This is a genomic window from Amycolatopsis sp. lyj-346 (genome assembly GCF_046548975.1).
Lineage (GTDB): Bacteria > Actinomycetota > Actinomycetes > Mycobacteriales > Pseudonocardiaceae > Amycolatopsis.
The window spans coordinates 785,810-812,063 of record NZ_JAJPWT010000002.1 but is presented as its reverse complement, the minus strand read 5'-3'; the positions used below and the strand labels follow the sequence as shown (position 1 = coordinate 812,063).

Below are 26,254 nucleotides of genomic sequence, written 5' to 3'. Positions count from 1 at the left end.
ACCGCCTGGATACCCGTACGGGTGTTCCGGCAAACGCGTTTTCCGGCGTGGTGAGCGGGTATTCGCCCGCTCATGTCGACCGACGCGATCGTGCTGCTCAAGAACGACCACAAGACCGTGGAGAAGCTCTTCAAGCAATTCGAGAAGGCGGGGGAGGACGCGTACGACGAGAAGCGCCGGATCGCCGACTCCATCATCGAAGAGCTGACCGTCCACGCTTACATCGAGGAGGAGATCTTCTACCCGGCGGCGCGGGAAGCCGTGCCGGAGACCAAGGACCACGTCCTCGAAAGCGTGGAGGAGCACCACGTCGTGGTGTGGATGCTGTCGGAGCTGCTCGGGATGGACCCGAAGGACGAGACCTTCGACGCCAAGGTCACCGTGCTCACCGAGAACGTCCGCCACCACGTCGAAGAGGAAGAGGACGAGTGGTTCCCCGAGGTCCGCTCGGCGCTGGGCCGCAAGCAGCTGCAGGAGCTGGGGCAGCGCATGATCGACGCCCGCTCCAAGGCGCCGAAGAACCCCCTGGACCTCAAGAGCGCCAAAGCCTGAAACCCCGGAGAGAGGGGGGCACTTTCACGTGAAAGTGCCCCCTCTTCCTCTGCGGGGGTCAGTGCTTCGCGACGACCCGGATCGACTTGAGCTCGGAGTCGGCCGGGTCGGGCAGCTGCATGCCCGCGCCGAGCCCGCTGCGCAGGTAGTCGAGCATCGGCCGGGTGAGCACCTCGCCGGGCAGGACGCCGGGGGATCCGGGCGGGTACGGCGTGATCATCTCGGCCGCGATCCGGCCCGCCGCCTCCGTCACGGGCACCTGCTCGGCCTCGCCGAAGAACGCGTCACGCGGCAGCATCGCCGTCTCCAGTTCCAGCTCCCGCGGCGACGGCAGGTCCACCTTCGGCGGCTTCTCGAACGAGGGCGCGACCTTCCGCAACGCGTCGACTGCGTCGATCAGCGTGCCCGCGGTCTTGGCGTCGTCGGCGTGGTTGAACTGGGCCACGATCCGGCGGTGGTCGGAGAGGCCGACGGTGACGCGCCGGTGCTCGCGCAGCCAGTCGGCGGCCTGGTACCCGCTGATGCCCAGCGGGTCGAGGTCGAGCACGACCTTCAGTGGATCCACCGAGTCGGCGAGGTCCGGGCCGAGGAACTCGTCGTGCAGCACCGTGAGGCCCAGCTCGGTCAGCCGGCCGCGCACCGACTGCACGAGCGTGAGGGCGCCGTCCAGCAGTTCCTTGCCCTGTTCGGCCATCTGCCGCCGCCACCCGTCCAGTGCCGCGTACACCAGGGAGCTCGGGCTGGTCGTGCCCAGCAGGTCCTCACGCGCCTTCAGCACGTCCGGGTCGACCCGGTCGCCCTGCAGGTGGAACACCGAGCTCTGCTCGACCGCCGCGCCCATCTTGTGCACGCTGGTCACGCACACGTCGGCGTCCGCGTCCATGCCCCACTGCGGCAGTCCGTCGTGGAACGGCAGGTGCGCGCCCCAGGCTTCGTCGACGATGAGCGGCAGCCCGTGTTCGTGGCACCACTGCGCCACCGCGGCGATGTCACCGCAGGTGCCGTAGTCGGTCGGGGTCACCAGCAGGGCGCCCTTGACCTCGGGGTCGCTCTCGTAGGCTTCCGCGAACTCGCGCGGGCCCGGCGGGTGGCTCAGGTGCTGCTCGCCGTCCCAGTGCGGCCGCACCCACACCGGGCGGACGCCGCTGACGATCAGCCCGGAGATCACCGACTTGTGGACGTGCCGCGGCACCAGCCGCTTTTCGTGCGGGCCGGCGACGGCGAGACGCGGCCCGCGTGAAACACGCGGTGGCATGACCGTGCGTGGTTGGGGTATGCCGGAGGGCATGGAGTGGCACGAGGAGCTGCACGAGCGGGCCGACGAGCGCATCGAGCACCTGGACGAGCGGCTGTGGGCCGTCGCCACCGCGCTGCACGAGCGGCCGGAACTGTCCTATGAGGAGTACGCCGCCGCCGAGCGGCTCACCGGTGAACTGGCCGCGGACGGCTTCGAGGTGGAAACCGGGATCGCCGGGCTCCCCACGGCGTTCGTCGCGCGGGCCGGCGAAGGGCGGCCGTGCGTGGCGCTGCTGCTCGAATACGACGCCCTGCCCGGCCTCGGGCACGCCTGCGGGCACAACCTGATCGCCGCGGCCGGCCTGGGGGCCGCGCTGGCCGCCAAGGAGGTACTGGGGGACGCGCCGGGCTCGCTGCTCGCGGTGGGCACCCCGGCCGAGGAACGCGGCGGCGGCAAGGTCGCCATGGCCGAGGCGGGCGTCTTCGACGACGTCGACGCGGCCCTGATGGTCCACCCCGGCGTCCACTCGTGGTCGTGGGCCCCGCTGACCGCGCAGGTGGAGCTCAAGGTGACCTTCCACGGCCGGGCCGCGCACCCGACCGGCGACCCGGAGCACGGCATCGACGCCCTCGCCGCGCTCATCCAGGCGTTCGGGGCCATCTCGGCCCTGCGCCAGCGGCTGCCCGCCGGAGCGCACGTCCAGGGCATCATCACCCACGGCGGCGAGGCGACGAACATCGTCCCCGACCGGGCCGAAGCCCGGTTCGGGCTCCGCGCGCTGACGACCGACGCGCTGGACCGGCTGGTCGAGGACGTGACGACGTGCGCGGACGGCGCGGCGCTGGCGACCGGGGCGAAGGTCGACGTCGAACGCCTCGGGCGCGGGTACGCGCACTTCCGCGACAACCCGGTGCTCTCGGAGCGGTTCACCGAGCACCTGGCGGCGTGCGGGATCCACGCGACCCCGCCGGCGCCGGGGGTCTTCCTCGGGTCGTCGGACATCGGCGACGTCAGCGTCCGCGTCCCGGCGATCCACCCGTTCGTGGCGATCACGGCGGAGGAGATGTCGGACCACACCCCGGAGTTCGCGGCCGCGGCGGCCGGTCCGCGCGGCCGGGTGGCGATGCTGGCCTCGGCGGCGGCACTGGCGCGCACGGTGATCGACCTGCGGACGCACCCGGCGCTGGTCAGCCGCGCCTGGGACTGCTTCCGGGGCCTGGCGCGGAACGGGCGGTGACCGGCCGCCGCCGCAGGAGCCGCTCGACGTGGTTCATCGCCTCGCGGCCCTCCGGGATCGCCTGCATCAGCCAGTTGTGGAACATGCCGGGGTACTCGCGGTAGTCCAGCTCGACGCCCGCTTCGCCGGCCCGCTCGGCGAAGCGGCGGGCGTCCGGCAGCAGGACGTCCCGGGTCCCGATGAACAGCGTGATCGGGGCGAGCCCGGTCAGGTCCGCGTGGATCGGGCTGACCAGCGGATCGCGGGGGTTCGTGCCTTCGGCGTACATCCGGCCGGCCTCGCGCAGCCCGGCGATGCCGAGCATCGGGTCGGTCTCGTCGAGCAGTTCCGAAACCGGGTCCTCGAGCAGGACGTCCAGCCACGGCGAGTACAGGATCAGCCGTTCGGGCTGCGGCCGCCCGTCGGCGCGCAGGTTCTGGGCGATCGCCAGTGCCAGCGCCCCGCCCGCGGAGTCGCCGGTCACCACGACCCGCTCGGCCTCGATCTCGTCGTAGGCGGCCTGGACCACCGGGATGGTGGCGGTGTGGTCGTGGTGCGGCACCAGCGGGTACACCGGCAGCGTCACCGCGCAGCCGAGCCGGGCGACCAGATCGGCGGCGTACTGCCAGTGGTGCTTTTCGACCTGTTCGACGTAACCACCGCCGTGCAGGTGAACGACGTGCAGATCGCACGCCTGCTCCCCGCGCGGCGGACGGTGAAGCAGGGGAAGCCGCGCACCTCATGCTCTTCGACGCCGACCCGCCGCCTGATCTTGCGCGGCGGCCGCGCCATCGACGGCCTCTGGTGCCGCGGCAGCCGGTGGTGCGACGCCGAGAGCAGGCGAACCGGCGCGCGCCCAGCGTGCCCAGGATGCGGGCTTGACGTATACCCATATGGGAATATGATGACCGCGTGGCACGAGCAGCGACGACGGCGGACACCTTCAACGCGGTCGCCGAACCCCGGCGGCGGCAGATCCTCGACGTCCTCATGGGCGGCGAGCGGTCGGTCGGCGACCTCGTCGACCTGCTCGGCCTGGCCCAGCCCCAGGTGTCGAAGCACCTGCGGGTGCTGCGCGAAGTCGGCGCGGTGGACGTGCGCGGCGACGGCCGCCAGCGGCTCTACCGGCTCAACGGCGCCGCGCTCAAGCCCATCCACGACTGGGTCAAGCGCTACGAACGGACGTGGGCGGAGCGGTTCGACCTGATGGACGAGGTCCTCGAAGAACTCAAGGAACAGGAGCAGTGACGTGGAGATCAGCACCCCCGCCGACGACCGCATCCTCATCACGCGCGAATTCGACGCGCCGAAGCACCTCGTCTACCGCGTGTGGACCACGCCGGAACTGGTGCGGCGCTGGTGGAGCGGCCACCGCGGCACCACCACCGAGGTCGAGCTGGACCTGCGGCCCGGCGGCCGCTGGCGGTACGTGCTGAAGACCGGCGACGGCGCCGAGGTCGGCTTCCACGGCGAGTACCGCGAGATCGTGCCGGACGAACGGATCGTCTACACCGAGGTGTTCGAGATGCCGGGGGTGGACCTCGAATCCGTGGACGGCCCGCTCAACACGGTCACCTTCACCGCCCTCGACGGCGACCGCACGCGCGTGGAGCTGCTGACCGAGACCGGGAGCAAGGAACTGCGCGACACGATCCTGCAGTCCGGCATGGAGGTCGGCGTGCGGGAGCAGCTGGCGATCATCCAGGAGCTGGCGGACTCGCTGCGGTAGCCGCCCGCAGGAACCGTTCGCCCGTCTTCGCCAGTGCCGCGGCGAGTTCCGGCGCGTCCAGCACTTCGAAGTCCACGTCGAGCAGGCCCAGGTACAGCCCGAGCATCGACGCGTTGTCCGACCCGACCTCGGCGACGCAGCGGTCCGGGCCCTCGGGCGTCACGTCCACGGCGATCGGCAGCCGCGCCCGGACGTGCCCGGCCGGCGCGTGCAGCCGCACCCGGGCGTGGAAGCGCCAGGTCGCCGCGCCCGCACTGCGCTGGACGAACTGCGCGACGTCGCCCTCCGGCGGCTCGCGCGGGGCGAACCGCGGGCCGTTCGGCACCTTCGGCGTCATCCGGTCGACGCGGAAGGTGCGCCAGTCGTCGCGGGCGGTGTCCCAGGCGACCAGGTACCAGCGCCGTCCCCAGCTGACCAGCCGGTGCGGCTCGACGTCGCGGCGGCTCGGCGTGCGCTGGTGGCTCGTGTAGTCGAAGCGCAGCCGCTCGCTCGCCCGGATCGCCGCCGCGATCGCGGTCAGCACGTCGGCGTCGACGGCCGGGCCGGCCCCGGGCACCGCGACCGTCGCGGTCTGCAGCGCCCGCACCCGGTGCCGCAGCCGCGACGGCAGCACCTGCTCCAGCTTGGCGAGTGCCCGCACCGACGTCTCGGCGATGCCGGCGACCCCCGTCGCCGTCCGCAGCCCGACCGCGACGGCCACGGCTTCGTCGTCGTCCAGCAGCAGCGGCGGGAGCTGCGCGCCCGCGCCCAGCCGGTAGCCACCCTGCACGCCGGGTGCGGCTTCGACCGGGTAGCCGAGCTCCCGCAGCTTGCCGATGTCGGTGCGGACGGTGCGCGTGGTGACACCGAGCCGTCCGGCCAGGTCGGCGCCGGTCCAGTCGCGCCGCGTTTCGAGCAGCGACAGCAGCCGCAGGAGGCGGGCGGAGGTCTGCAACATTCTTCGAGGATCGCACGAATCGCGGAAGGAAGTCTTCCGCAATGGCTCCTAGCGTGCTTCCCATGACGAACGAAATCCGCCCCTTCCGCATCGACATCCCGCAGGCCGAGCTGGCCGAACTGCACCGCCGCCTGGCCTCGGCCCGGTTCGCCGCGCCGGTGCCCGGCGACGAGCCGGACTGGTCCCGCGGCATCCCGGCGTCCGAGGTCCAGGCCCTGGCCGAGTACTGGCGTGACGGCTTCGACTGGCGGGCCCAGGAAGCGGCGTTCAACGCGTTCCCGCAGTTCACGACCGTGATCGACGGCCAGACCATCCACTTCCTGCACGTCCGCTCGGCCCAGGCCGACGCGATGCCGCTGCTGCTCACGCACGGCTATCCCAGCTCGATCGCCGAATTCCTCGACGTCATCGGCCCGCTGACCGAGCCGGGCCCGGACGCGTTCCACGTCGTCGTCCCGTCGGTGCCCGGGTTCGGGTTCTCGACGCCGTTGAGCGGCCCCGGCTGGGAGCTGGCCCGGACGACCGGCGCGTTCGCCGAGCTGATGACCCGGCTCGGCTACGACCGGTTCGCCGCGCAGGGCGGCGACCTCGGCGCGGGCGTCACCGGCCGGCTGGCGGCGCTGTACCCGGACCGCGTCATCGGCACCCACGTCAACAGCGACCGCGGCACGATCGCCCTCGCCGGCGAGCAGCTGCCGTTGCCGGACGGCCTGTCCGCGGCCGAACAGTCCGAATTGGACGCCGCCCGCGCGGCCTGGCGGGCCGGCCGCGGCTACCTCGACCTCCAGTCGCACAAGCCCGAGACGATCGCGGCCGCGCTCACCGACTCCCCGGTCGGGCAGCTGGCCTGGATCGCGGAGAAGTTCGAGGCGTGGACCGGCACCGGCGGCGTCGACCGCGACCGGCTGCTGACCAACGTCAGCCTCTACTGGTTCACCCGCAGCGGCGCGAGCGCGGCCCGGTTCCTCTACGAGGCCGCCCACGCGGCGCACGGGTGGCTGGCGCCCTCGGACGTCCCGGCGGGCTGGGCGGTGTTCAACACCTCACCGGTGGTCCGGCGGATCATGGACCCCGACGAGAAGATCGCGCACTGGTCGGAGTTCGCCGAGGGCGGTCACTTCGCGGCGATGGAGGAGCCCGAGCTGCTCGTCGCCGACGTCCGCGCGTTCTTCCGCGGGCTGCGGCCGTGAACGCCCGCGCGCTCAACCGCGCGCTGCTCGCGCGGCAGCACCTCCTCGAGCGGGCGTCGCTGCCCGCCGCGGCGGTGCTCGGGCACCTCGTCGGGATGCAGGCGCAGGCGCCGCTCGCGCCGTACGTCGGGTTGTGGACGCGGCTCGCCCGGTTCCGGCCGGACGAGCTGGCGTCCCTGATCACCGGCCGCCACGCCGTGCGCGGGCTGCTGATGCGGGGGACCGTCCACCTGGTCCTCGCCGAGGACGCACGGGTGCTGCGGCCGCTGGTCCAGCGCGTGGTGGCCGGCGGCTACACCGGTCACTTCGGCCGCCGCATCGGCGACGCCGACCTCGGCGAGGTGGCGCGCTTCGGCCGTCGGCTGCTGGACGAGCGGCCCCGCACCCGGCGGCAGCTGCAGGACGCGCTGGCCACCCGGTGGCCGGAGCACGACGCCGAAGCGCTCTCGTACGCGGTCGGCTACCTGGTGCCGACCGCGCAGGTGACACCCCGCGGCGTGTGGGGTTCGACGGGCCCGGCCACGCTGACCACCCTGGAAGGCTGGCTCGGCCGCCCGCTGGCCGACGCACCGTCGCTGGAGGACGTGGTCCGGCGGTACCTGCGGGCGTTCGGCCCGGCTTCGGTCGCCGACGTCCAGGCGTGGTCGGGGCTGACGAAGCTGCGGGAGATCGTGGAGCCGATGGGCCTGCGCACGTTCCGCGCGGAGTCCGGCGAGGTGCTCCACGACGTCGAAGACGGTCTGCTCCCGGACCCGGACACCCCGGCTCCGGCGCGGTTCCTGCCGGAGTACGACAACGTCCTGCTCGCCCACGCCGACCGCGCCCGGGTCCTCCCGCCCGGGCGCCGGGTCCCGTTGCCGCCGGGCAACGGCGCTTCCCGGGGGACGCTGCTGGTGGACGGCTTCTTCCGCGCGGACTGGCGGCTGCACGCCGACCGGCTGGAGGTCACCGCGCACGACCGGCTCACGGCGCGGGAGCGAGCGGAAATCACCGAGGAGGGCGAACGGCTGCTGGCGTTCCTCGGCGCGGGTGCGCGGTCTGCCGTGGCCGTCGTGAGCGGTAAGTGAGATGCTGACCCGCTTTACCGCGATCACCGGGTCTGACGTGCCGCCCGGACCTTCGCCGCGACCTCCGTCAGCTCCTCGAGCGACGCCGGCATCCGGCGGAGCTCTGCCATGGGGGGCGACCTTATCGGCAGGCGAGCCAGTGGTGCAGTGCCCACCACCAGCGCACGGCGTCGAGCACGCGGCCGCCGCTGTGCTCCAGCAGGGCCACCGGCGTGAGCTCGGCCAGCCGGTCGAGGCGGTAGCGGACCGTGTTCGGGTGCAGGTGCAGTGCTTCGGCCGTGGGGCGCAGGCGCTGGCCGTGGTCGAGGTAGGCCAGCGCCGTCGCGGCCAGCTCGCGGTGGAACGCGTTGCCCGGGTCGAGCGCACCGAGCAGGCCGGTCGCGAGCAGGTCCGCGAGCAGCGGCTGGGCCGTCAGCGCGATCTCGCCCGCCAGTTCGGTGAGGTCGTGGTAGCCCGGACCGGCGATGCGCGCCGCGGCCGTGCCGAGCCGGTGCACTTCCCGCAGCTCGGACAGGGCGGCCGGGGGCGCGACGACCACCAGGACGCCGTCGGCGAGCGCGACGCCGGTGGGCGGGCGCGCCGCCAAGCCGGTGAGCCTGCCCTCGACCAGCCCGTACACCCCGCCGAACTCCAGGAGTGCCTGTTCGAGCGTGCGCGCCCGCGCCGGGTCGCTGACGTCGGACACCACGCAGGAGTACCGGCCTTCGGGACGCAGCCCCGCCTGCCGGAGCTCCTCCGGCGCCGGCGGGTCCCCGGCGAGCAGCAAAGTGCGCAGCAACTGGGTTCGCGCGTCGCGCACCGTCCGGGACCGCTGCAGTTCGGCGGCGTGGTAGCCCTTGACGATGTGCCGCTCCAGCGCGCCGGTGTAGCGCTCGGCGTCGAGGACGGTTTCGAGGATGACGTCGTCGGGCAGGCCGGCGGCCCGCGCGCGTTCGACGGCGAAGCGGGCCGCGAGCGTGCGCCCGGCCTGGACCCCGCGCAGCAGGTCGGTGAGCGGGACACCCTGCGCGGCCCGGTCGGCGCCGAGCGCCTCGGCGGTGGTGTAGTCGGCGCTGTCGGGGTTCGTGGTCGCGCGCAGCGCGGCCGACAGCAGGAACTGGACGTGCCGCCGGTTCTCGGCCTCGGGCAGCCGCGCGACCTCGGGTGACTGGCTGCGCGCGGCCTTCACGAGCTCGTCGAGCACGGTCTCGTCCGCGGCCATCGCGTCCAGCACCTGCCGGAGCAGCGGCGAGGCCGGCACGGCACCCTCCCGTTGTGGCAAGGCCACAACACCGCGGCCGCGATGTTGGGCGAGCGGCCCTACCGGAGCGGCTCCGGTGGCCGGTTATCGTGACGATACCGGACAGTAACCCCGTTCCTTCGCGAAATCCATCGACCGAAGGTCACCACACCTCTTCAGTGCCGAAAGGTGTTCCCCGTGCGCAACTCCCGTCGGAATCGGTCGTACCTCTCCCGCCTGGCCTGGCTCACCGCCTCCGTCGCCCTGCTGGCGACCGGCGCCGCGGTGCCGGCCACCGGCGCCCCGGCGGCCCTGCGGGAGGTGATGTTCGTCGGCAACAACTGGGAAGGCACGGCGGACGTCATCCAGTCCCGCGGCTCGTTCGCCCGCGTCGGGCGGGTGAACATCATCCCCGACAAGGACCAGCGGCTGACGGAGATCTACCTCAACCCGATCAAGCTGGCCTTCTTCCTCGGCATCCGCAACGGGCCCGGCGAAGGGCACGACCAGTTCGTCGACGACATGTACACGACGCCGGACGGCGGTTCGGTGGTGGCGTCGCGGCCGAGCTTCGCCGACGTCGTCTCGATCAACCTGACCACCGGCCGGATCAACTGGCGCTTCCCGGTGTCGGGCTTCCGCTCCGACCACATGGCGGTCTCGCCGGACGGCCGCCGCGTCGCCGTCTCCGCCTCGACGGGCAACACCGTGCACGTGCTGGACATCGTCACCGGGCAGCAGGTGGGGTCCTTCGCCACCGGGGACAAGCCGCACGAGAACGTGTTCACCGACGGCGGCCGGTACCTGTGGAACATGTCGATCGGCGAGGTCAACACCGACCTCGACGACCCGGGCTGGGACTTCACCAAGGGGGACCGGCGCATCACCGTGGTCGACGCCGCGACCTTCCGCCAGGTCAAGGTGATCGACATGCGCCAGCGGCTCGACGCCTTCGGCCGCAGCGACCTCTCGGACGCCGTGCGCCCGGTCGCGTTCACCCCGGACGGGTCGAAGCTGTACTTCCAGGTGTCGTTCTTCAACGGTTTCGCCGAGTACGACGTGGCCACCGACAAGATCACGCGGATCAAGGAACTGCCGAAGAACCCGGCCACCAGCAACGATCGCAAGACCTACGTCAACGACTCCCGCCACCACGGCATGTCGATGAACCCGGCGGGGACCAAGCTCTGCGTCGCCGGGACCATGGACGACTACGCCACGGTCGTCGACCGCGCGTCCCTGCAGCAGGGCACGCTGGTGTCCGCGTCGAAGCCGTACTGGGCGACGGTCAGCGGCGACGGCAGCGCCTGCGTGATCTCCGAGGCCGGCGCCGACCAGGTCACCGCGATCGACTTCGCGACCGGACGGAAGCTCCTGTCCGTGCCGGTCGGTGATCACCCGCAGCGGGTCCGCGTCGGCCACGTGCCCGACGGCTGGACCGGTCCCACCGGTTCCTGACCTCGGGAGACGGCGAAGGCCGCGGCCGGACGGCCGCGGCCTCCGCCGTCCACATCGGACACTTCGCGCAGGTTCGGCTCGTGCCCGGCACGCGGCCCGCTGCCGGTCCCGCCCTCACATTGCGCCCGGGCCGAGCGCCGGGGTGGCGGCGGCCGCGTGCAGCAGCTGCCGGGCCGCCGTGCCCGCGGCCTTCCGCTGCGACGGCGGCAGCTTGTCCAGCAGCGCCCCCAGCGCGGCGTGCCGCAGGGCGAGCATCCGCGCGACGATCTCGTGCCCGGCCTCGGTCACCTCCAGCGTGACGACGCTGCGGTTGCCCGGGCTGCGGCCGCGGACCACGTACCCCATGGCTTCCAGGCGGTCGGCCAGCCTGGTCACCGAGGACGCGTTGACCCCCATCGCCGCCGCCAGCTGCGAGCTCGGGACCCGGCCGAGGCGGTCGAGGACGAGCAGCAGCCTCGACTGCGGGAAGGACACCTCGGGCGGCGCCGCGTGCGCGCATTCCCACGCGATCCCGACCAGGACCACGGTGAGGCCGTCGAGGGCGGCCACGTCCGGGTCGGCGTCCGGCGCCGCGTCTTCGGGGGGTTGCATGGCGCAATACTTGCCAACCGCAAGAGCATCGGTCAAGATGGACATCCCCGGCGTCGGCCGTGGTGGTCCGGCCGACCGTGGCCGCTCTTCCCTTTTCGCTGCCCGGCGAATCCTTACGTACTGATTACGTTGGTGCGCAACGAAAATTCCCCGGAATTCGCTGAACCTCCCCGCGGCGGCATCCGTGTACCCGGTACCGAACTGCCGTCAAAAGGAGGAAGCATGCCGGATCACCGTGGCATGACGGGCCGTGCCAAAGTCCGGACCGCGCTGGTCGTCGTGGCCACGCTCACCGTGCTCGGCGTGGGCTCGGTCATGGTGCTGAACGCCAACGCCCAGACCACGCCCGGCTCGACGCAGGCGGAGGTCCCGGCGCACAACATGCCCGGCATGCAGATGGGCTCGGCCGCCCAGGCCGGGGCCGAGAACATCGCCGGCGCCGGCCCGGTCACCGAGCTCGACAAGACGTTCCTGGTCAAGGTCCGCCAAGCCGGGCTCTGGGAGATCCCCGCCGGTGACCTCGCGCAGACCAACGCCAGCAGTGAACAGGTCAAGCGCGCCGGGTTGCACCTGCTGGACGGGCACTCGCACCTCGACCAGCTCGTCCGCGAGGACGCGAAGATGCTCGGTGTGGCGCTGCCGGACAAGGCGACCGCCGAACAGCAGGACTGGGTCCGCCAGCTGACCAACGCCAAGGGCGCGGAGTTCGACAAGCTGTTCGCGAACGTGCTGCGCGAGTCGCACGGCAAGATCTTCGCGACCATCGCCGAAGTCCGCGCGGGCACGCAGAACGACGTCATCCGGCGGCACGCGACCCAGGCGAACCAGACCGTCCTCGACCACATGACGGTCCTCGAGGACACCGGGCTGGTCGACGCGAAGACGATCGCCGACGTCGCCGCGGCGGTGAACCCGCCGGCGAAGTGACGCCGGCGCCGGGCAGACCCGGTGGCCGCCCGCCGGGGATCCGGGCGGCCACCGGGCCGGGGTGTCCCGAGCGCCGGCGGGGAGACCTCCGGCTCAGGGAGCGAGCCCGTGCCGGGCCAGTTCGTGCCCGGCGAGCTTCTCGATGACGTCCCGGTCGCGCGCCCGCCAGCCGGTGGCCGGCTCGCCCACGGAAGCCAGGCGTCCCAACGGCTGCGTGGCGAGCGCCCGCAGCGCGAGCAGGTCGAGCCCTTCGTCGCCCAGGGCCCGCAGCCGCGCGGCCGCGGTGGCGCGGCGGGTGTAGTGCCAGCGCAGCGGCAGCCAGGTGACCACGAGGGCGAGCACCGGCAGGGCGATGATGATCGCCGCCATCCACCAGGCCAGGTTTTCGACGGCCTCGATCTGCCAGCGGCCGGCGTCCGTGAGCTTGGTCCCGACGTCCGAACCGCCGTGCAGTGCCCGCGCGAGCGCGTCGCCGACGAGCGGGATCCCGTCGGCGGAGTTCGCCGCGGAGTCGAAGGTGCCGCGCAGGCCGGTGCCCGCGTCGACGAGCCCGTCACCCGGTGCTCGCAGTTTCATGACCTCGTCGTACACCGAAGTCCCCAGCCACACCGCGAGGACGACGAGCAGCACGGCCAGCAGATCGCTGACGAGCTGGGCGGTACGGCGGATCGGCCGTTCGGCGTAGAGCTGCATCGTCGGACGCCTTTCGCGGTGGGGGAGCGCGGCCACGGCAACGTACCCGCGGCTCCGCCGGGCGAATCGCGGGGTCCGCACTGCGCTATGACGGCTGTCATGGAGTTTTTCGCGCCACTGTGGTCTGATGGGTCTATGACCACTGTCATAGAGGTCCGCTCCGCGGATCGCGAGTGCGTCGCCGCCCTCGTCGCGGCCTGCTCGCCGGACAGTCTCCGGCGCCGGTTCCTGATGGGCGGACCGGCTCGCCCGGCCGAGGTTTTCCAGCGCTACCAGAGCTTTCTGCTCGCCGGGCCCCCCGACGGCGTCGCGCTGCTCGCCGTCCGCGGCGGCACTCCGGTGGGGCTGCTCAACTTCGTCTCGCAGACGCCGGGGGAAGCGGAGGTTGGGGTCCTCGTCGCCGATGCGTGGCAGCGGCGGGGGATCGGCAGCGCGCTCAGCCGGTGGCTGTGGGCGTCCGGGCGCTGGCCGGGCTGGACCGTGCGCGCCACGGTGCAGGCCGGGAACGCCGGCGCCGAGGCGCTGCTGCTGGGCCAGGGCTTCCGGCCGCTGCCGTCGTACGAGCGCGGCGAACGCGACTTCGCGCTGGTCGTGCCGGACTGGGCTACCATGACGGACGTCATGAAGGAGGCAGCCGATGACCAGGACACCGCGCGAGCGGATGGTGCTCAGTGCCGCGCAGCTGGTGCGGATCCACGGTGTCGGGGCGACCGGCATGCGGGACGTGGTCGCCCACGCCGAAGCCCCGCGGGGGTCCCTGCAGCACTACTTCCCGGGCGGTAAGGACCAGCTGATCACCGAAGCCGTCACCTGGGCCGGCGACTACGCAGCCCGGCGCGTGGCGCGCGTCGCGGCCAAGCTCGAGGACCCGACTCCGGGGAAGCTGTTCGCGGCCATGGCCGCCCAGTGGACCGACGAGTTCACCACGTCCGGGTTCGACGCCGGCTGCCCGCTGGTGGCCACGGTCGCCGACACCGCGGCCACCAGCGACAGCCTGCGCGAGGCGGTCGGCAAGGCGTTCGAAGGGTGGCAGGGCCCGGTCGCCGCCACCCTCGAGCAGCTGGGCGTGCCCCCGGCCCGCAGCGCGTCGCTGGCCGTGCTGGTGCTCAGCGCACTGGAGGGCGCGATCGTGCTGGCCCGGGCGCACCGGGACGTCGCCCCGCTCGACACGGTGGTCGAGGAACTGCGGCCGTTGCTCGACGGCGCCGTGGACAAACGCCGCCGCCGAGCCTCCACTGCGGACTAGAGCTCCCGGAAGAACGCCCGGATGTCGTCGACGAGCACGTCCGGCGCCTGCAGCGACGCGAAGTGCCCACCGGTGTCGTACTCCGACCAGCGCGTCACGGTGTTCGACAGCTCGGCCAGCCCGCGGATCGCGTGGTCGCCCCGGAAGTTCGCCACGGCGGTCGGGACACCGGAGGGCGCGGGCCGCTCACCCCAGCCGTCCTGACCGGCCTCCAGGTAGAGGCGTGCGGCCGAGCCGGCGGTGCCGGTGAGCCAGAAGATCGTCACGTTCGTGAGGACGGCGTCCCGGCTCACCGGGGTCTGGTTCGTGGCCGTGGGATCCCAGTCGACGAACCACTCGAGGTTCCAGGCGAGCTGCCCGGCGGGGGAGTCGTTGAGCGCGTAGGCGAGGGTCTGCGGACGGGTGGCCATCTGGGTGGCGTAGCCGGAGTGGCCGTACCACCAGGCTTCGTTCTCCTGCGCCCGCTTCCGGTCCTCTTCGGACAGCCGGTCCAGATCGCCGGGCGCGGTCGGCACCCCGGCGTTCGCCACGGCGTTGACGTGCACACCCACCACCGCCGCCGGCGCAACGCGGCCGAGTTCGGGGGAGACGATGCTGCCGAAGTCCCCGCCGTGGGCGCCGTAACGTTCGTAGCCGAGCCGGTTCATCAGCTCGGCCCACGCCCGCGCGGTCCGGTGCGTGTTCCACCCGCGTTCGCGCGTCGGACCGGAGAAGGCGAACCCGGGCACCGACGGCGCGACGACGTGGAAAGCGTCGGCCGGGTCACCACCATGGGCCCGCGGGTCGGTGAGAGGGCCGAGGATCTTCAGGAAGTCCGCGACCGTGCTCGGCCAGCCGTGGGTGACGATCAGTGGCTTGGCGTCGGGTTCGGGGGAGCGCACGTGCAGGAAGTGGATGCGCTGGCCGTCGATGGTGGTGGTGAACTGCGGGTACTCGTTGAGCCGGGCTTCCTGTGCCCGCCAGTCGAAACCGTCCTGCCAGTAGCCGACGAGCTCAGCCAGGTAGGACTCGCTGACGCCGTAGTCCCAGCCGGCATCGGGAAGTTCGCCGGGCCAGCGGGTCGTCGCCAGACGGCGGCGCAGTTCGTCGAGGTCTTGCTGGGGGATGGTGATGTGGAAGGGATCCATGGTTGTCAGGGTGGCTTGGATCTAGGCCACTTGATGGCCTAGATCCGGCTGGGCGCGTTTTGGAGTTCTGGGGTCCGGACGGTCGGTGGGTTCGTACCCGTTCGGTGTTCGCCCGTCGTATGACGAGCTGGTTGCACTGGTTGCAGCGCAGGCGGTGGAGCTCACGCGTGCGCGGGAGGAGATCGGCCGGCTGGGGGACGAGGTCGCCCAGCTGAAACGTCGCCTCGGGGGTGAATTCGGGTAACTCGTCGATGCCGTCGTCGGACCGGTTCAGCAAGCCGGCACCGAGGTCGTTGCGTGGCAGGGTCAACCGCAAGCGGGGTAAGCAGCCGGGAGCGCCGGGAGGTGAGCCTGTCGCTGGTGGAGGACCCCGATCAGATCGTGGATCACGTGCCATCGTTGTGTTCGGGATGCCGCACCGGGCTGCGCCCCCGCGACGAGGTCGGGGTGACCTGTCGGCAGGTGGTGGACCTGCCCGAGGTGCGTCCGTCGGTGGCCGAGCATCGCCTGCACCGGCTGCGGTGCCGCGGATGCTGCCGCGTCCCAGCGCGGGAAACCCTTGGCTGCCAACAACTATCGACATTCCCTTCACAGGTGCACCCTTTCGTGTGATGAACGGGTGTTCGATGGTTGGTAGTTTGGAGGTATGACCAGCAGCGCAGTGCTTTCCTCTTCTTCTGATGCGGTGGCTTTGGCCGATCGCATCGGTGAGCTGGTGGCGTGTATGCGGTCTGCTGAGGCGGAGCTGGGTGCTGTGTTGGTGGAGGTTGAGCGGCGTGGGGTGATGGAGCTGTTCGGTTACCGCTCTGTTGCACGGTTGCTGGAGCAGCTGGCCGATATCCCCAAGTCCGCCGCTGAACGGATCGTGAAGCGGGCCCGTGCTCTCAACCCCGGCCGCACCCTCGACGGCAGCCCGATTTCCGCCTTGGCTCCGGCGACCGGTGTTGCTGCCCGGGCGGGGCGGTTGAGTAACCCGATGATCGATGTGATCACCGATGTCCTCGGCCAGGTTCCGCCCGAGCACCACGACCGCGCCGAGGCCGACCTGCTGGCTTTTGCCGCCGAGGCCGGGCACAAGCAGGTCGCTGCGCTGGGGGCTCGCATCCTTGCCCACCTGGCCCCTGACGGTGAGGAACCCGCCGTCGCCGACCCGGTGATCCCGCCGCGGGAGCTGTTCCTGCGGCGCCGACGGTCCGGCACTTGGGAGTTGAACGCCAGGTTCGATGACGAGACCGGCACCCGCGCCAGCGCCCTGCTGGATGCCCTGGCCGAACGCCGCACCAGCGATGAGGGCCCTGACCTTCGTACGCTGCCGCAGCGTTACGGTGATGCCTTCTCCGACGCGATCGACCTGGCTCTCAACTCGCCGGAGTTGCCGATGCAGGCGGGGGAGCGAGCGCATGTGATGGTCGCGGTGTCTCTGGAGGAGTTGAAGTCTGGGGTCGGTCAGGCGACCCTCGGCGACACCGGCACCATCTCGGCCGCCGAAGCCCGCGTGCACGCCTGCGACGCCATGATCATCCCCGCCGTGCTGGGTGAGAAGAGTGAACCTCTCAACCTGGGACGGCTCCGGCGGTTGATTTCCGCCGGACTCCGCCGGGCCCTGTTCTTACGGGACCGTGGCTGCGCGTTCCCTGGCTGTCATCGGCCACCCCGGCACTGCCAAGGCCACCACATTCGCCACTGGGCTGACGGTGGTCCGACCGATCTCGGCAACCTGGTGCTGATGTGCGCTCACCACCACCGGCTGCTGCACCGCTCCGGGTGGGAGGTCCGGATCGCCGCCGATGGTCTGCCCGAGTTCCTTCCGCCGGTGTTCATCGACAGGCGCCGAAAACCCAGGCGCAACAACCTGCACGAACCGCTGCCCTTCGCAGCCTGAACACGGGAAAGGCCCGCAGCCACACGGCTACGGGCCCACACCCACGCGCTACGGCGTGCTCGTCGTTCGGCCCGAGCGATGTAGGTCCGGCCGCGCCCAGCGTGACGAGCAGGGCCACCGTCTGGTCGTCCGCAACGGCTACCACGAGCCGCGGGTCAACGACAAGCGGTTCTCCTCGGCGGTCCTGCCGTCCGGTGCCGTAAGACTTCCAGGCACATCCTTCGTCGCCTGGCCGCTACGTCCCGACTCAGGAAGGAAGATCGCCAACCACCGGGAGACGGTCCGCCGCCGCCCCCGCCGATCCACAGGTCTTGACAATTCCTCAGGCGCGGATGCGGAGGCGGATGAAGTGGCGCCGAGGCGTCGAACAGAGCGGTGGGCAGCCGGTGCCGGTGCCCCGCCGGCGCGGCCCGATTGCCGGCACCCTTCCAGCCTGGATCCACGAGCCGCGCTCGGACTTCGCGGCATCAAGACATCGCGGGCCTGCTCACGTGTGCGTGCCGCCGTCGATGCGGATTTCGGTGCCGGTGATGAACTTGCCGTCTTCCGAGGCGAGCATGGCCACCACTCCCGCCACCGTCTCGGGGGCCGCCACCGCGTTGCCCACCTCCGTGGTGTGGTCGGTCGGCAGGAGTGGGAGCAACCGGCCGAACAGGGAAAAGTCGACGTTCTGGGGGAGCCAGCTCGCCGCCGAGTCCGTGATGCCGCTCTTCACGCTGCCCGGGGCGATGCTGACCGCGCGCAGGCCCTGCTTTCCGTACTCCAGGGCCAGCGAGTGCGTGAACGCCTGGATGCCGCCCTTGCTCGCGGAGTACGCCGCCATGTACGGGTGGGCGAACGAGGCCGATGTCGAACTGAAGTTCACCACCACGCCGTGCTCCGAGGCCAGCAGGGACGGCAGGGCCGCGCGCGTCACCAGGAACGTGCCCGTCAGGTTCACCGCCAGCACCCGGTTCCACAACTCCAGCGATGTCTCGTGGGTGTGCGACGCCAGCAGGATCCCGGCCGCGTTGACCAGGACGTCGAGGCCGCCGAGCACGTCGATCGCCGCGGCCACCCCGGAGTTCACCGATTCTTCGTCGGCCACGTCCATGGCGTACGTCGTCAAGCCTCCGAGGGGCGCGGCCTGCTGGGTGCCGATCAGGCCTTCTTCGGAGACGTCGGTGCCGATGACCCGGGCACCCTCCGCCATCAGGCGGAACGTGGTCGCCCGGCCGATGCCGGAACCGGCGCCGGTGACCAGGACTCGGCGATCGCGCAGGCGTTCCATGGCGATCACCGTAACCGAGAACTCAGAGCGCGGGCACCCGCTCGCCCTCCGGCGGCGGGCCCGGCGGTGTCCCGTCGCCGAACGGGCGGCCGCCCAGCTGCTCGCGGCCGTGCGGGGTCAGCCAGCCCGACACGTCCGGGCCCAGCGGCACGATCCCGGTCGGGTTCACGTTCTCGTGCACCACGTAGTAGTGCTCCTTGATCTGCGCGAAGTCGATCGTGTCGCCGAACCCGGGCGTCTGGAACAGGTCGCGCGTGTACGCCCACAGCACCGGCAGCTCGGCCAGCTTGTGGCGGTTGCACTTGAAATGACCGTGGTACACCGCGTCGAACCGGACGAGGGTCGTGAACAGCCGGATGTCGGCCTCGGTGATCGTGTCGCCGACGAGGTAGCGCTGGTCCGCCAGCCGCTCCGACAACCAGTCCAGCCGGGCGAACAACTTCCGGTGGGAGTGCTCGTACGCCTCCTGGGAACGAGCGAACCCGCACTGGTACACCGCGTTGTTGACGTCGGTGAACACCTTCTGCGCCACGTCGTCGATCTCGTCCCGCAGCTTCTCCGGGTACAGCTCCGGTGCTCCGGAACGGTGGTGCGCGGTCCACTCGGTGGACATGTCCAGCGTCATCTGCGCGAAGTCGTTCGTGACGACCTTGCCGCTCGGGACGTCGACGAAGGCCGGCACCGTGATGCCGCGCGGGTAGTCCGGGTCGCGCTTGAAGAACGCCTCCTGCAGGCGCTCGATGCCGAGGACCGGGTCGCGGCCGCCGGGATCCAGGTCGAAGCTCCAGCTGCGCTCGTCGTGGACCGGGCCGGCGATGCCCATCGACAGGACCGGCTCGAGGCCCAGCAACCGCCGGACGATCACCGCGCGGTTCGCCCACGGGCAGGCCCGTGCGACCACCAGCCGGTAGCGGCCCGGCTCCACCGGCCAGCCGTCGCGGCCGTCGGCGGTGATGCGGTCCGGCAGGTAGTTCAGGTCGCGCTTGTACTCGCCCTTGTCGCTCATCGGCTTCCTCGGCAGTCTCGGTGGTCTCAGCAGTCGTCGGTCGGGGGAGCGGCCTCCAGTGCCGCGGCCAGCCGGGCCAGCACCGGCCCGGCCGTGCGGATGTCCTCGGCGCTCAGGTGGTCGAACACCGAAGCCCGCACGCGGGCGAGGTGGCTCGGGTAGGCCGCCTCCAGTCTGGCCAATCCGGCCTCGGTCAGCACGGCGTTGGACGCGCGGCCGTCCTCCGCGCAGCGGCGCTTCTCGACCAGGCCGCGGCGGGCCAGGTCGTCGACGACCCGGCTGATCCGGCTCAGCGACAGCCCGGTGGTGGCGGCCAGCGCCGAGATGCGGAGCAGCCGGCCCGGCGCTTCGGACAGCGCCACCAGCACCCCGTAGTCGGTGATCGCGAGGCCCGTCTCGGGCAGGAACTGGTCCTCGAGGGCGCGCGGCAGCGCCGTCATGATGCGCATCAGCGGCCGCCAGAAGGCGGTTTCCTCGGGGCCGAGCGCGGACAGATCACCCATACCGGCAAGTCTACCGAAAGCTTGCTTGCGCAACCAGCAAAATCGGGTACAGTCTTGTTGAACCCTCAATCACCGGGGGGCGCCACCACGAGGAGAGAAGAACAGCGATGACCAGCGCGACCACCTACCCCCAGCTGACCGGCGAATACACCCTCGACGCCGCCCACTCGCGGATCGGGTTCGTCGCCCGGCACGCCATGGTGACCAAGGTGCGCGGCAGCTTCAACGAGTTCACCGGCGCCGCGACCATCGACGGCGACGTGCCGGAGAAGTCGAGCGTCCAGGTGACCATCCAGGCCACCAGCATCGACACCCGCAACGCCGACCGCGACGGGCACCTCAAGGGCAACGACTTCCTGTCGATGGACGAGTACCCGCAGATCACCTTCACCTCGACCGAGATCAAGCAGACCGGCGACACCAGCTTCGACGTCACCGGCGACCTGACCATCAAGGACGTCACCCGCTCGGTGACCGTCCCGTTCGAGTTCGAGGGCTCGGCCAAGGACCCGTTCGGGAACGACCGGATCGGCTTCGAGGGCTCCACCACGATCAGCCGCAAGGACTACGGCATCACCTGGAACGCCGCGCTCGAGACCGGTGGCGTGCTGGTGAGCGACAAGGTCACGCTGGAGTTCGAGATCTCCGCGATCAAGTCCGCCTGACTTCCGGGAGCGGGAACCGGGTGCCCCGGTTCCCGCTCGCCCGCAGGCCGGCCGGCGTCGTGCGCCGGGCCGGGTGCGCCTTAAACCGGTGTCGTGAAGACCGCCGGCACGGGACAATTCCCGCATGTCGACCGTCACGCCGTTCGTGATCCTCGCGTTGATCGGCGCCGTCTCCGGCGCGGTCGCGGCGTGGCTGCTCCTCCGCCGGGACCGTCCGGTGGACGTGCTCACGCCGTCTGCGCCGCCCGAACCGGTGCCCGAGGAAGTCGAAGCCCGGCTCCTGGCCGACGATTACACCGCTCGGCTGGCGGCGCTGGACTCCTTCGCCGAGCATGCCGATGGCCACCCCGACCGCCGCCAGCAGTGCGTCGACGAGTTCCTCGCCGAGTTCGAGTACGAGTGGCCGGACCAGCCGGCGTGGCAGGCCGAGCTGTGGCGGCGCCTGCTGCCCCACCTGCGTCCCTGGTCGCCGCGGTTCTGGCCCGGGATGGACCTCGACTTCGACGATCTGGTGCTCTACGCGGTGGACCTGCGCGGCTGCGAAGTCGGCAAGGCGAGCTTCGCCGGGGCGTACTTCGCCGGCCCTGTGGACTTCACGGGCGTGACGGCCGCCGAGTTCGACTTCGCCGGGGCGCAGGTCCGGACCGACGCCGACGTGATCCGGACCTGGCCGCCGGGCTGGGCACCGGGCGAGCCCGAGCCGCAGCCGTGGGTCGAGCTGCGGGAGCAGTAGCCGCTACCCCTCGCGGATCGGCAGGTCCGCCCCGTCGCGGAGGAACACCGGGATCCGCTCCGCCGGTGCCGGCACCTCGACCCGGTCGCCGCCCTCGTACCGGGTGCCGGTCACCGCGTCCGTCCAGGTGGCTCCGACCGGCAGGTACACCTGCCGCGAAGTGACCCCCGGCTCCAGCACCGGCGCCACCAGCACGTCCGGGCCGAGCAGGAACTGGTCGTCCACGTCCCAGGCCGCCGGGTCCGCCGGGAAGTCGACGAACACGGGCCGCATCGGCGGGATGCCCTGCTCGTGGGCGATCCGCATCTGCTCCATCAGGTACGGCCGCAGCCGCTCCCGCAGGCGCAGGGACGCGGTGATCGCCTCGTACGCGGGCTCGCCGAACGACCAGACCTCGTTCGGGCCGCCGGTCATCTCCGGCCCGAACGCCGGCCGCGGGTCGCGGAAGCCGTGCAGGCGGAACAGCGGGCAGAACACCCCGTAGGAGAACCAGCGGACCATCAGCTCGCGGTACTCCGGCGAGTCCGGGTCGCCGCCGTGGAAGCCGCCGATGTCCGTCGTCCACCAGGGGATGCCCGCCAGCGCCACGTTGAGCCCGGCCCGGACCTGCGCGCGCAGCGACGCCCACGTCGCCCCGACGTCACCCGACCAGAGCGCCGCCCCGAAGCGCTGGCTGCCCGCCCACGCCGAGCGGGACAGCAGCACCACCTCGTCGTCGCCCTCGGCGCGGATGCCGTCGTGGAACGTCTGCGCGTTCGCCTGCGGGTAGAGGTTGAACACCTCGGCACCCGGGCCGGCGTGGAAGCCGAGGTTGTGCGGGTGGCCGGGCTGGATCTCCGGCTCGTCGCCGTCCAGCCACCACGCGCGGACGCCGAGGTCGTAGTAGTTCTCCTTGACCTTGCTCCAGACGAACTGCCGCGCCTGGGGGTTCGTCGCGTCGTAGAACGCCACCGGCATCTCGACGTCGAAGCCCTTGTCCTTCCACGGCGCGTGGAACGGAACGCCGTTCTCGGTGGCGACCAGCAGACCGTTCTCGTGCAGCTCGCGGTAGTTCTCCGACAGCGGGTTGACCGACGGCCACACCGAGACCATCAGCTTGACGCCCAGCTCGCCGAGTTCGCGCACCATGCCCGCCGGGTCGGGCCAGTCGGCCGAGTCGAACTTCCAGTCGCCGAGGTGCGTCCAGTGGAAGAAGTCCGTCACGATCACCGACAGCGGCAGGCCCCGCGAGTGGTATTCGCGCGCGACCGACATCAGCTCTTCCTGCGTCCGATAGCGCAGCTTCGACTGCCAGAACCCGGCCGCCCACTCCGGCAGCATCGGCGCGTGCCCGGTCGCGTCGGCGTAGTGGCCGAGGATCTGGCGCGGGTCGTCGCCGGTGGTGATCCAGTAGTCGATCTGCCGGGCGTCGTCGGCGACCCAGCGGGTGCCGTTGGCGGCCAGCTCGACGCGGCCGACGGCGGGGCTGTTCCACAGGAACCCGTAGCCGCGGCTGGACAGCAGGAACGGCACCGACACCTCGGCGTTGCGCTGCACCAGGTCCAGCACGAGGCCCTTCTGGTCGAGCCGGCCGTGCGTGCGCTGCCCGAGGCCGAAGATCCGCTCGTCGTCGTAGGCGGTGAACCGCTGTTCCAGCCGGCCGTAGCCGTTGCGCGAGGGCATGAACAGCCGCGCGCCCGGCCACCAGAAGTGCGCGCGCTGCTCGGAGAGCAGCTCTTCGCCGGTGTCGGTGCGGACGAACTTCAGCTGCGTGTCGATGCCGGTGTCGGTGTCGGCGATCTCGACGATCGCGGTGAGCGCGCCGTTGACGACCCGGCCGTGCCGCCCGTCGGCCTCCGCGGTGGCGGCGGACGGCTTGGCGGGCAGCAGCGCGCCCGGGACGTCGTCGAGGATGCGGTGCCGTCCGGCGCGCACGCGCAGGCTGCCGTCACCCCACGGCTCGATGCGCAGCACCTCGTGCCGCACCCTGACCTCGAGTGAGCGGCCGTCTTCGGTCGTGGCGATCAAGCGAACTCCTTAGTCTTTGACGGCGCCGCTGGTCAACCCGGCGACGACATAACGCTGGGCGACGACGAGCAGGACGGCCGCGGGGATCGCGGCGAGCACGGCGGTGGCCATGATCCCGTTCCAGTCGGCGGACTGGTTGCCGACGAACCGGTAGATGCCCACGGTGATGGGCTCGAACGACTGCCCGGTGGTCAGGGTGACGGCGAACAGGAAGTCCGCCCAGGCGAACAGGAACGAGAACAGCCCGGCGGTCACCAGCGCGTTGCGGCTGACCGGCAGGATGATCGAGCGGAACGTGCGCCAGTACCCGGCACCGTCCACCCGGGACGCTTCGGTCAGCTCCTTCGGCACGGAGATCATGAAGGCCCGCAGCAGGAGGATGGCGAACGGGATGGTCGCGGTGGAATCGGCGAGCACCAGCCCGAGGTAGTTGTCGATCAGGCCGAGGTTGCTGAACACGGTGTAGAGCGCGTTGGCCATCACGATGCCCGGGATCATCTGCACGATCAGTAGCACGAACACCAGTGCCGGGCCGCCGCGCACCTTGAGCTGGGCCAGCGCGTACGACGCGGGTGCCGCCACCAGCAGCGACACGACCACCGTGCCGAGCGCGACGACGACGCTGGAGAGCAGGTTGGGCCCCTGCGACGCGACGGCCTTCCGGTAGCCGTCCAGCGTGCCGCCGACAGGGAAGAACGCCGGGTCCGGGCTCAGCAGCGCGCCGCTGGGCTGCAGCGAGGCGTTGACCATCCAGTACAGCGGGAACAGCAGCACCGCGACGATCAGCACGCCGGCCACCGTCCGCGGCCAGTTCGACGTCTTCATGCCGCCTCCGCCAGGGTCGTCTTCGCCGAACGCAGGTACAGCAGCCCGAACAGCGTCGCCACCACGATGAGGACGTTGCCGACCGCCGCGCCCTGCCCGAACGCGAAGTCCTGGAAGGACAGCCGGTACGACCACGTGGTCAGCGTCTGCGTCGCGTTGGCCGGCCCGCCGCCGGTGACGACCATGATCACGTCGAACACCTTGATCGTGTAGACCAGCCCGAGCATGAGCACGATCCCGGTGACCGGGCGCAGCAGCGGCCAGGTGACGTGCCGGAACCGCTGCCACGGCCCGGTGCCGTCGAGAGCCGCGGCTTCGTAGAGCGACGCCGGGATCGCGCGCAGCCCGCCGTGCAGGATGACCAGGTTGAACGGGATGCCGATCCAGATGTTGGTGAGGATCACCGCCGGCAGCGCCCAGCTCGTGCTGCTCAGCCACGGGACCGCGTCGAAACCGAGGAACCGCAGGCCCGCGTTGAGCACGCCGTGGTCCTGGTCGAACATCCACCGCCAGACCGCGCCGCTGACCACCAGCGGCAGCAGCCACGGCAGCAGGAGCAGCGACCGCAGCAGGGCGCTGCCGAGGAAGCGGCCGTTGAAGAACACCGCGAGCGCCAGGCCGATGGTGAACTGGAAGACGATCGACCCGGCGGTGAACAGGACCGTGTTGAGCGCCGCGGTCGAGAACAGCGGGTTGTTCAGCACGGCGGAGTAGTTCGCGATGCCGACGAAGGGTGCTTCGCCGGTGTAGAACGACTTCACCGTGTAGTCCTGCGTGCTCATCACCAGGTTCGCGACGAGCGGGTACCCGAAGAACACGATGATGTAGGCCAGTGCCGGCAGCAGGAACCCCCACGCGGCGAACCGGTTGTCCCGGTGGGACTTCCGGTTCGCGCGGGGTGCCGCCGAGACCGTCGGTGTGGCGGCGAGCGTCACGAGCCGCTCGCCTGCTGCGCCGCCTTGAGGGCCTGGTCGACCGGCGTCTTCCCGGTCAGCGCCGCCTGGAGCGCGTCGGCCAGCGCCTGCGAAACCTTCGGGTACTTCTCGCCGAGCTCGGCGGTGCGGGAGCGGGCCGTGCCGACCTCGTCGACGAACGCCTGCATCGTCGGCTGCTCCGTGCCGAACTTCTGCGCCGTGGCGGTCTTCGAGGGGATGTAGGCGTGTGCCTTGCTCCACTCGAGCATCGTCGGCTCGGAGAGGATGCAGGAGAGCACCTTGGCGGCGGCCTGCTGCGCCGGACCGCTGGTGACGGGAATGGTGCCGACCTCGCCGCCGAGAGCGACCACCGGCTTGCCGCCCGCCTGCGGCACCGGGATCGGCACGACGCCGTAGTGCAGCGACTTCTGCTCGTCGAGCCGGGCGATGTTCCAGGACCCGTTGATCATCATCGCCGCGTTGCCGCCGACGAACTGGTCGGCGACGTCGTTCTGGTTCCAGGTCACCACGGACTTGGACGCCGAACCGGAGTTCACCAGGTCGGTGACGTACTGCAGCGCCTGCGCCGACTGCGGAGAGTCCAACTGGGACAGTTCGGCGCCGTTGCTCCAGAAGAACGGGAGGAACTGCCAGGTGCCTTCCTCGGACGGGATGGCGGAGAAGGCCAGGCCGTACTTGCCGTCCTTGGTCAGCTTCGCCGCGGCGGCCTTCAGCTCCTCCCAGGTCTTCGGCGGCTCGACGCCCGCGGCCTGCAGGAGGTCCTTGTTGTAGATCAGCGCGAGGCCGTTGACGCCCGGAGCGACGCCGTACAGCTTGTCCTGGTAGGTCCCGGCCTTGACGATGCTCGGGTAGTAGCCGTCGGTGGCGATGCCGTAGTCGGTCAGCGGGGTCAGCGCGCCGGTGGCGGCGACCTGCTGCAGCGTGGGGTTGTCGGTGAAGAGCAGGTTCGGCAGGGTCTTCGAGCTGGCGCCCTGCAGGACCTTCGGCAGCATCTGGCTGGTCGGCACCTTCTGGCGGTCGATCTTGATCCCGGTCTGCGTGGCGCAGGTGTCGAGGATCTTCTGCCAGGCGGCGGACCCCTGCTCGTCTGAGTAGTAGTCGAGTTCGGTGATCGACGTGGCGGCCGGGGCGTCGGTGCCACCGGGTGCGGACGGGGCCGGGCTGGGGCTGCAGGCGGCCAGCAGCGCGGCACTCGTGGCGCTCGCGGTCAGGACGAGGGCGCGACGGACTACGGGCATG

The 26,254-nt window shown here is 71.3% G+C and carries 28 protein-coding genes and 1 pseudogene; 15 read left to right on the top strand and 14 right to left on the bottom strand.

Annotated features, from left to right (window positions below):
- Window positions 1-72 precede the first annotated feature (72 nt).
- Window positions 73-552, top strand: a complete 480-nt coding sequence (locus ACLJQE_RS10055; RefSeq protein WP_410638866.1) for a hemerythrin domain-containing protein — start codon at window positions 73-75, stop codon at window positions 550-552.
- Between the two features lie 58 nt (window positions 553-610).
- Here the strand turns inward: ACLJQE_RS10055 and ACLJQE_RS10050 are convergent, their stop codons facing one another.
- The gene (locus tag ACLJQE_RS10050) at window positions 611-1,807 is read right to left on the bottom strand and encodes an aminotransferase class I/II-fold pyridoxal phosphate-dependent enzyme (RefSeq protein ID WP_410638865.1); all 1,197 of its coding nucleotides are present in this window, start codon (window positions 1,805-1,807) and stop codon (window positions 611-613) included.
- Between ACLJQE_RS10050 and ACLJQE_RS10045 the strand changes: the two genes are divergently transcribed.
- Window positions 1,806-3,026: an amidohydrolase gene (locus tag ACLJQE_RS10045; protein WP_410638864.1), complete on the top strand. Its 1,221-nt coding sequence runs from the start codon at window positions 1,806-1,808 to the stop codon at window positions 3,024-3,026. The two genes, ACLJQE_RS10050 and ACLJQE_RS10045, sit on opposite strands and share 2 nt — an antisense overlap.
- Here ACLJQE_RS10045 and ACLJQE_RS10040 read toward each other — a convergent pair.
- A complete protein-coding gene (locus ACLJQE_RS10040; RefSeq protein ID WP_410639174.1) occupies window positions 2,977-3,675 on the bottom strand; it encodes an alpha/beta hydrolase in 699 nt (232 codons plus the stop codon). The two genes, ACLJQE_RS10045 and ACLJQE_RS10040, sit on opposite strands and share 50 nt — an antisense overlap.
- A 242-nt stretch (window positions 3,676-3,917) precedes the next feature.
- On the opposite strand from ACLJQE_RS10040, the gene ACLJQE_RS10035 reads away from it, so the two are divergent.
- The gene (locus ACLJQE_RS10035; protein ID WP_410638863.1) at window positions 3,918-4,253 is read left to right on the top strand and encodes an ArsR/SmtB family transcription factor; all 336 of its coding nucleotides are present in this window, start codon (window positions 3,918-3,920) and stop codon (window positions 4,251-4,253) included.
- A gap of 1 nt (window position 4,254) precedes the next feature.
- Entirely contained in the window at window positions 4,255-4,734 is a 480-nt protein-coding gene (locus tag ACLJQE_RS10030; RefSeq protein WP_410638862.1) for an SRPBCC family protein, read from the top strand.
- Here the strand turns inward: ACLJQE_RS10030 and ACLJQE_RS10025 are convergent.
- On the bottom strand, window positions 4,703-5,671 hold the full coding sequence (locus ACLJQE_RS10025) for a helix-turn-helix transcriptional regulator (RefSeq protein WP_410638861.1): 969 nt from the start codon (window positions 5,669-5,671) through the stop codon (window positions 4,703-4,705). The two genes, ACLJQE_RS10030 and ACLJQE_RS10025, sit on opposite strands and share 32 nt — an antisense overlap.
- A 62-nt stretch (window positions 5,672-5,733) precedes the next feature.
- Between ACLJQE_RS10025 and ACLJQE_RS10020 the strand changes: the two genes are divergently transcribed.
- Together ACLJQE_RS10020 and ACLJQE_RS10015 are read left to right on the top strand one after the other, a co-directional pair.
- Window positions 5,734-6,861, top strand: a complete 1,128-nt coding sequence (locus ACLJQE_RS10020) for an epoxide hydrolase family protein (RefSeq protein ID WP_410638860.1) — start codon at window positions 5,734-5,736, stop codon at window positions 6,859-6,861.
- The gene (locus ACLJQE_RS10015) at window positions 6,858-7,928 is read left to right on the top strand and encodes a winged helix DNA-binding domain-containing protein (RefSeq protein ID WP_410638859.1); all 1,071 of its coding nucleotides are present in this window, start codon (window positions 6,858-6,860) and stop codon (window positions 7,926-7,928) included. The genes ACLJQE_RS10020 and ACLJQE_RS10015 overlap by 4 nt, the downstream gene beginning before the upstream one ends.
- A 121-nt stretch (window positions 7,929-8,049) precedes the next feature.
- Here ACLJQE_RS10015 and ACLJQE_RS10010 read toward each other — a convergent pair whose 3' ends face one another.
- Entirely contained in the window at window positions 8,050-9,168 is a 1,119-nt protein-coding gene (locus ACLJQE_RS10010; protein ID WP_410638858.1) for a helix-turn-helix domain-containing protein, read from the bottom strand.
- 303 nt (window positions 9,169-9,471) lie between these two features.
- Between ACLJQE_RS10010 and ACLJQE_RS10005 the strand changes: the two genes are divergently transcribed.
- On the top strand, window positions 9,472-10,605 hold the full coding sequence (locus ACLJQE_RS10005) for a YncE family protein (RefSeq protein WP_410639173.1): 1,134 nt from the start codon (window positions 9,472-9,474) through the stop codon (window positions 10,603-10,605).
- Between the two features lie 114 nt (window positions 10,606-10,719).
- Here ACLJQE_RS10005 and ACLJQE_RS10000 read toward each other — a convergent pair whose 3' ends face one another.
- Window positions 10,720-11,196: a MarR family winged helix-turn-helix transcriptional regulator gene (locus ACLJQE_RS10000; protein WP_410638857.1), complete on the bottom strand. Its 477-nt coding sequence runs from the start codon at window positions 11,194-11,196 to the stop codon at window positions 10,720-10,722.
- Between the two features lie 222 nt (window positions 11,197-11,418).
- Between ACLJQE_RS10000 and ACLJQE_RS09995 the strand changes: the two genes are divergently transcribed.
- On the top strand, window positions 11,419-12,123 hold the full coding sequence (locus tag ACLJQE_RS09995) for a DUF4142 domain-containing protein (protein ID WP_410638856.1): 705 nt from the start codon (window positions 11,419-11,421) through the stop codon (window positions 12,121-12,123).
- Between the two features lie 93 nt (window positions 12,124-12,216).
- On the opposite strand, the gene ACLJQE_RS09990 is transcribed toward ACLJQE_RS09995, so the two are convergent.
- The gene (locus tag ACLJQE_RS09990; protein ID WP_410638855.1) at window positions 12,217-12,816 is read right to left on the bottom strand and encodes a hypothetical protein; all 600 of its coding nucleotides are present in this window, start codon (window positions 12,814-12,816) and stop codon (window positions 12,217-12,219) included.
- Between the two features lie 87 nt (window positions 12,817-12,903).
- On the opposite strand from ACLJQE_RS09990, the gene ACLJQE_RS09985 reads away from it, so the two are divergent.
- Entirely contained in the window at window positions 12,904-13,599 is a 696-nt protein-coding gene (locus ACLJQE_RS09985; protein WP_410638854.1) for a GNAT family N-acetyltransferase, read from the top strand.
- Window positions 13,541-14,062 (top strand): TetR family transcriptional regulator C-terminal domain-containing protein, encoded by a 522-nt coding sequence (locus ACLJQE_RS09980; protein ID WP_410639172.1) that lies wholly within the window; start codon window positions 13,541-13,543, stop codon window positions 14,060-14,062. Before ACLJQE_RS09985 ends, ACLJQE_RS09980 begins: the two co-directional genes overlap by 59 nt.
- Here the strand turns inward: ACLJQE_RS09980 and ACLJQE_RS09975 are convergent.
- Window positions 14,059-15,189, bottom strand: a complete 1,131-nt coding sequence (locus ACLJQE_RS09975; protein ID WP_410638853.1) for an epoxide hydrolase family protein — start codon at window positions 15,187-15,189, stop codon at window positions 14,059-14,061. The genes ACLJQE_RS09980 and ACLJQE_RS09975 overlap by 4 nt on opposite strands.
- Before the next feature lie 297 nt (window positions 15,190-15,486).
- Here ACLJQE_RS09975 and ACLJQE_RS09970 point away from each other — a divergent pair, with 297 nt between their 5' ends.
- From ACLJQE_RS09970 to ACLJQE_RS09960, 3 genes and pseudogenes are all read left to right on the top strand, one after another.
- Window positions 15,487-15,801 carry an IS66 family transposase zinc-finger binding domain-containing protein gene (locus ACLJQE_RS09970; protein ID WP_410638852.1) on the top strand — a complete coding sequence of 105 codons (315 nt, stop codon included), beginning with the start codon at window positions 15,487-15,489 and terminating at the stop codon, window positions 15,799-15,801.
- A gap of 34 nt (window positions 15,802-15,835) precedes the next feature.
- Complete coding sequence (locus ACLJQE_RS09965) at window positions 15,836-17,071, top strand: DUF222 domain-containing protein (RefSeq protein WP_410638851.1); 1,236 nt, start codon at window positions 15,836-15,838, stop codon at window positions 17,069-17,071.
- 97 nt (window positions 17,072-17,168) lie between these two features.
- Window positions 17,169-17,297, top strand: a pseudogene (locus ACLJQE_RS09960) (IS256 family transposase); the annotation flags it as partial.
- A 261-nt stretch (window positions 17,298-17,558) separates the two neighbouring features.
- Here ACLJQE_RS09960 and ACLJQE_RS09955 read toward each other — a convergent pair.
- Genes ACLJQE_RS09955 through ACLJQE_RS09945 form a run of 3 tightly spaced genes read right to left on the bottom strand, consistent with a single transcriptional unit; the run spans window position 17,559 to window position 19,850 of the window.
- Window positions 17,559-18,341, bottom strand: coding sequence for an SDR family NAD(P)-dependent oxidoreductase (locus tag ACLJQE_RS09955; RefSeq protein ID WP_410638850.1), 783 nt, complete (start codon window positions 18,339-18,341; stop codon window positions 17,559-17,561).
- A 22-nt stretch (window positions 18,342-18,363) separates the two neighbouring features.
- Window positions 18,364-19,347, bottom strand: a complete 984-nt coding sequence (locus tag ACLJQE_RS09950; RefSeq protein WP_410638849.1) for a glutathione S-transferase family protein — start codon at window positions 19,345-19,347, stop codon at window positions 18,364-18,366.
- Between the two features lie 26 nt (window positions 19,348-19,373).
- A complete protein-coding gene (locus tag ACLJQE_RS09945; protein ID WP_410638848.1) occupies window positions 19,374-19,850 on the bottom strand; it encodes a MarR family winged helix-turn-helix transcriptional regulator in 477 nt (158 codons plus the stop codon).
- A 107-nt stretch (window positions 19,851-19,957) separates the two neighbouring features.
- On the opposite strand from ACLJQE_RS09945, the gene ACLJQE_RS09940 reads away from it, so the two are divergent.
- A complete protein-coding gene (locus ACLJQE_RS09940) occupies window positions 19,958-20,515 on the top strand; it encodes a YceI family protein (RefSeq protein ID WP_410638847.1) in 558 nt (185 codons plus the stop codon).
- Window positions 20,516-20,639: 124 nt separating this feature from the next.
- Window positions 20,640-21,248 (top strand): hypothetical protein, encoded by a 609-nt coding sequence (locus ACLJQE_RS09935; protein WP_410638846.1) that lies wholly within the window; start codon window positions 20,640-20,642, stop codon window positions 21,246-21,248.
- Window positions 21,249-21,251: 3 nt separating this feature from the next.
- On the opposite strand, the gene ACLJQE_RS09930 is transcribed toward ACLJQE_RS09935, so the two are convergent.
- Genes ACLJQE_RS09930 through ACLJQE_RS09915 form a run of 4 tightly spaced genes read right to left on the bottom strand, consistent with a single transcriptional unit; the run spans window position 21,252 to window position 26,253 of the window.
- Window positions 21,252-23,255: a TIM-barrel domain-containing protein gene (locus tag ACLJQE_RS09930; RefSeq protein WP_410638845.1), complete on the bottom strand. Its 2,004-nt coding sequence runs from the start codon at window positions 23,253-23,255 to the stop codon at window positions 21,252-21,254.
- A 9-nt stretch (window positions 23,256-23,264) separates the two neighbouring features.
- Window positions 23,265-24,080 (bottom strand): carbohydrate ABC transporter permease, encoded by an 816-nt coding sequence (locus ACLJQE_RS09925; RefSeq protein WP_410638844.1) that lies wholly within the window; start codon window positions 24,078-24,080, stop codon window positions 23,265-23,267.
- The gene (locus ACLJQE_RS09920; protein WP_410638843.1) at window positions 24,077-25,015 is read right to left on the bottom strand and encodes a carbohydrate ABC transporter permease; all 939 of its coding nucleotides are present in this window, start codon (window positions 25,013-25,015) and stop codon (window positions 24,077-24,079) included. Before ACLJQE_RS09920 ends, ACLJQE_RS09925 begins: the two co-directional genes overlap by 4 nt.
- A complete protein-coding gene (locus ACLJQE_RS09915; protein ID WP_410638842.1) occupies window positions 25,012-26,253 on the bottom strand; it encodes an extracellular solute-binding protein in 1,242 nt (413 codons plus the stop codon). The genes ACLJQE_RS09920 and ACLJQE_RS09915 overlap by 4 nt, the downstream gene beginning before the upstream one ends.
- Window position 26,254 lies beyond the last annotated feature (1 nt).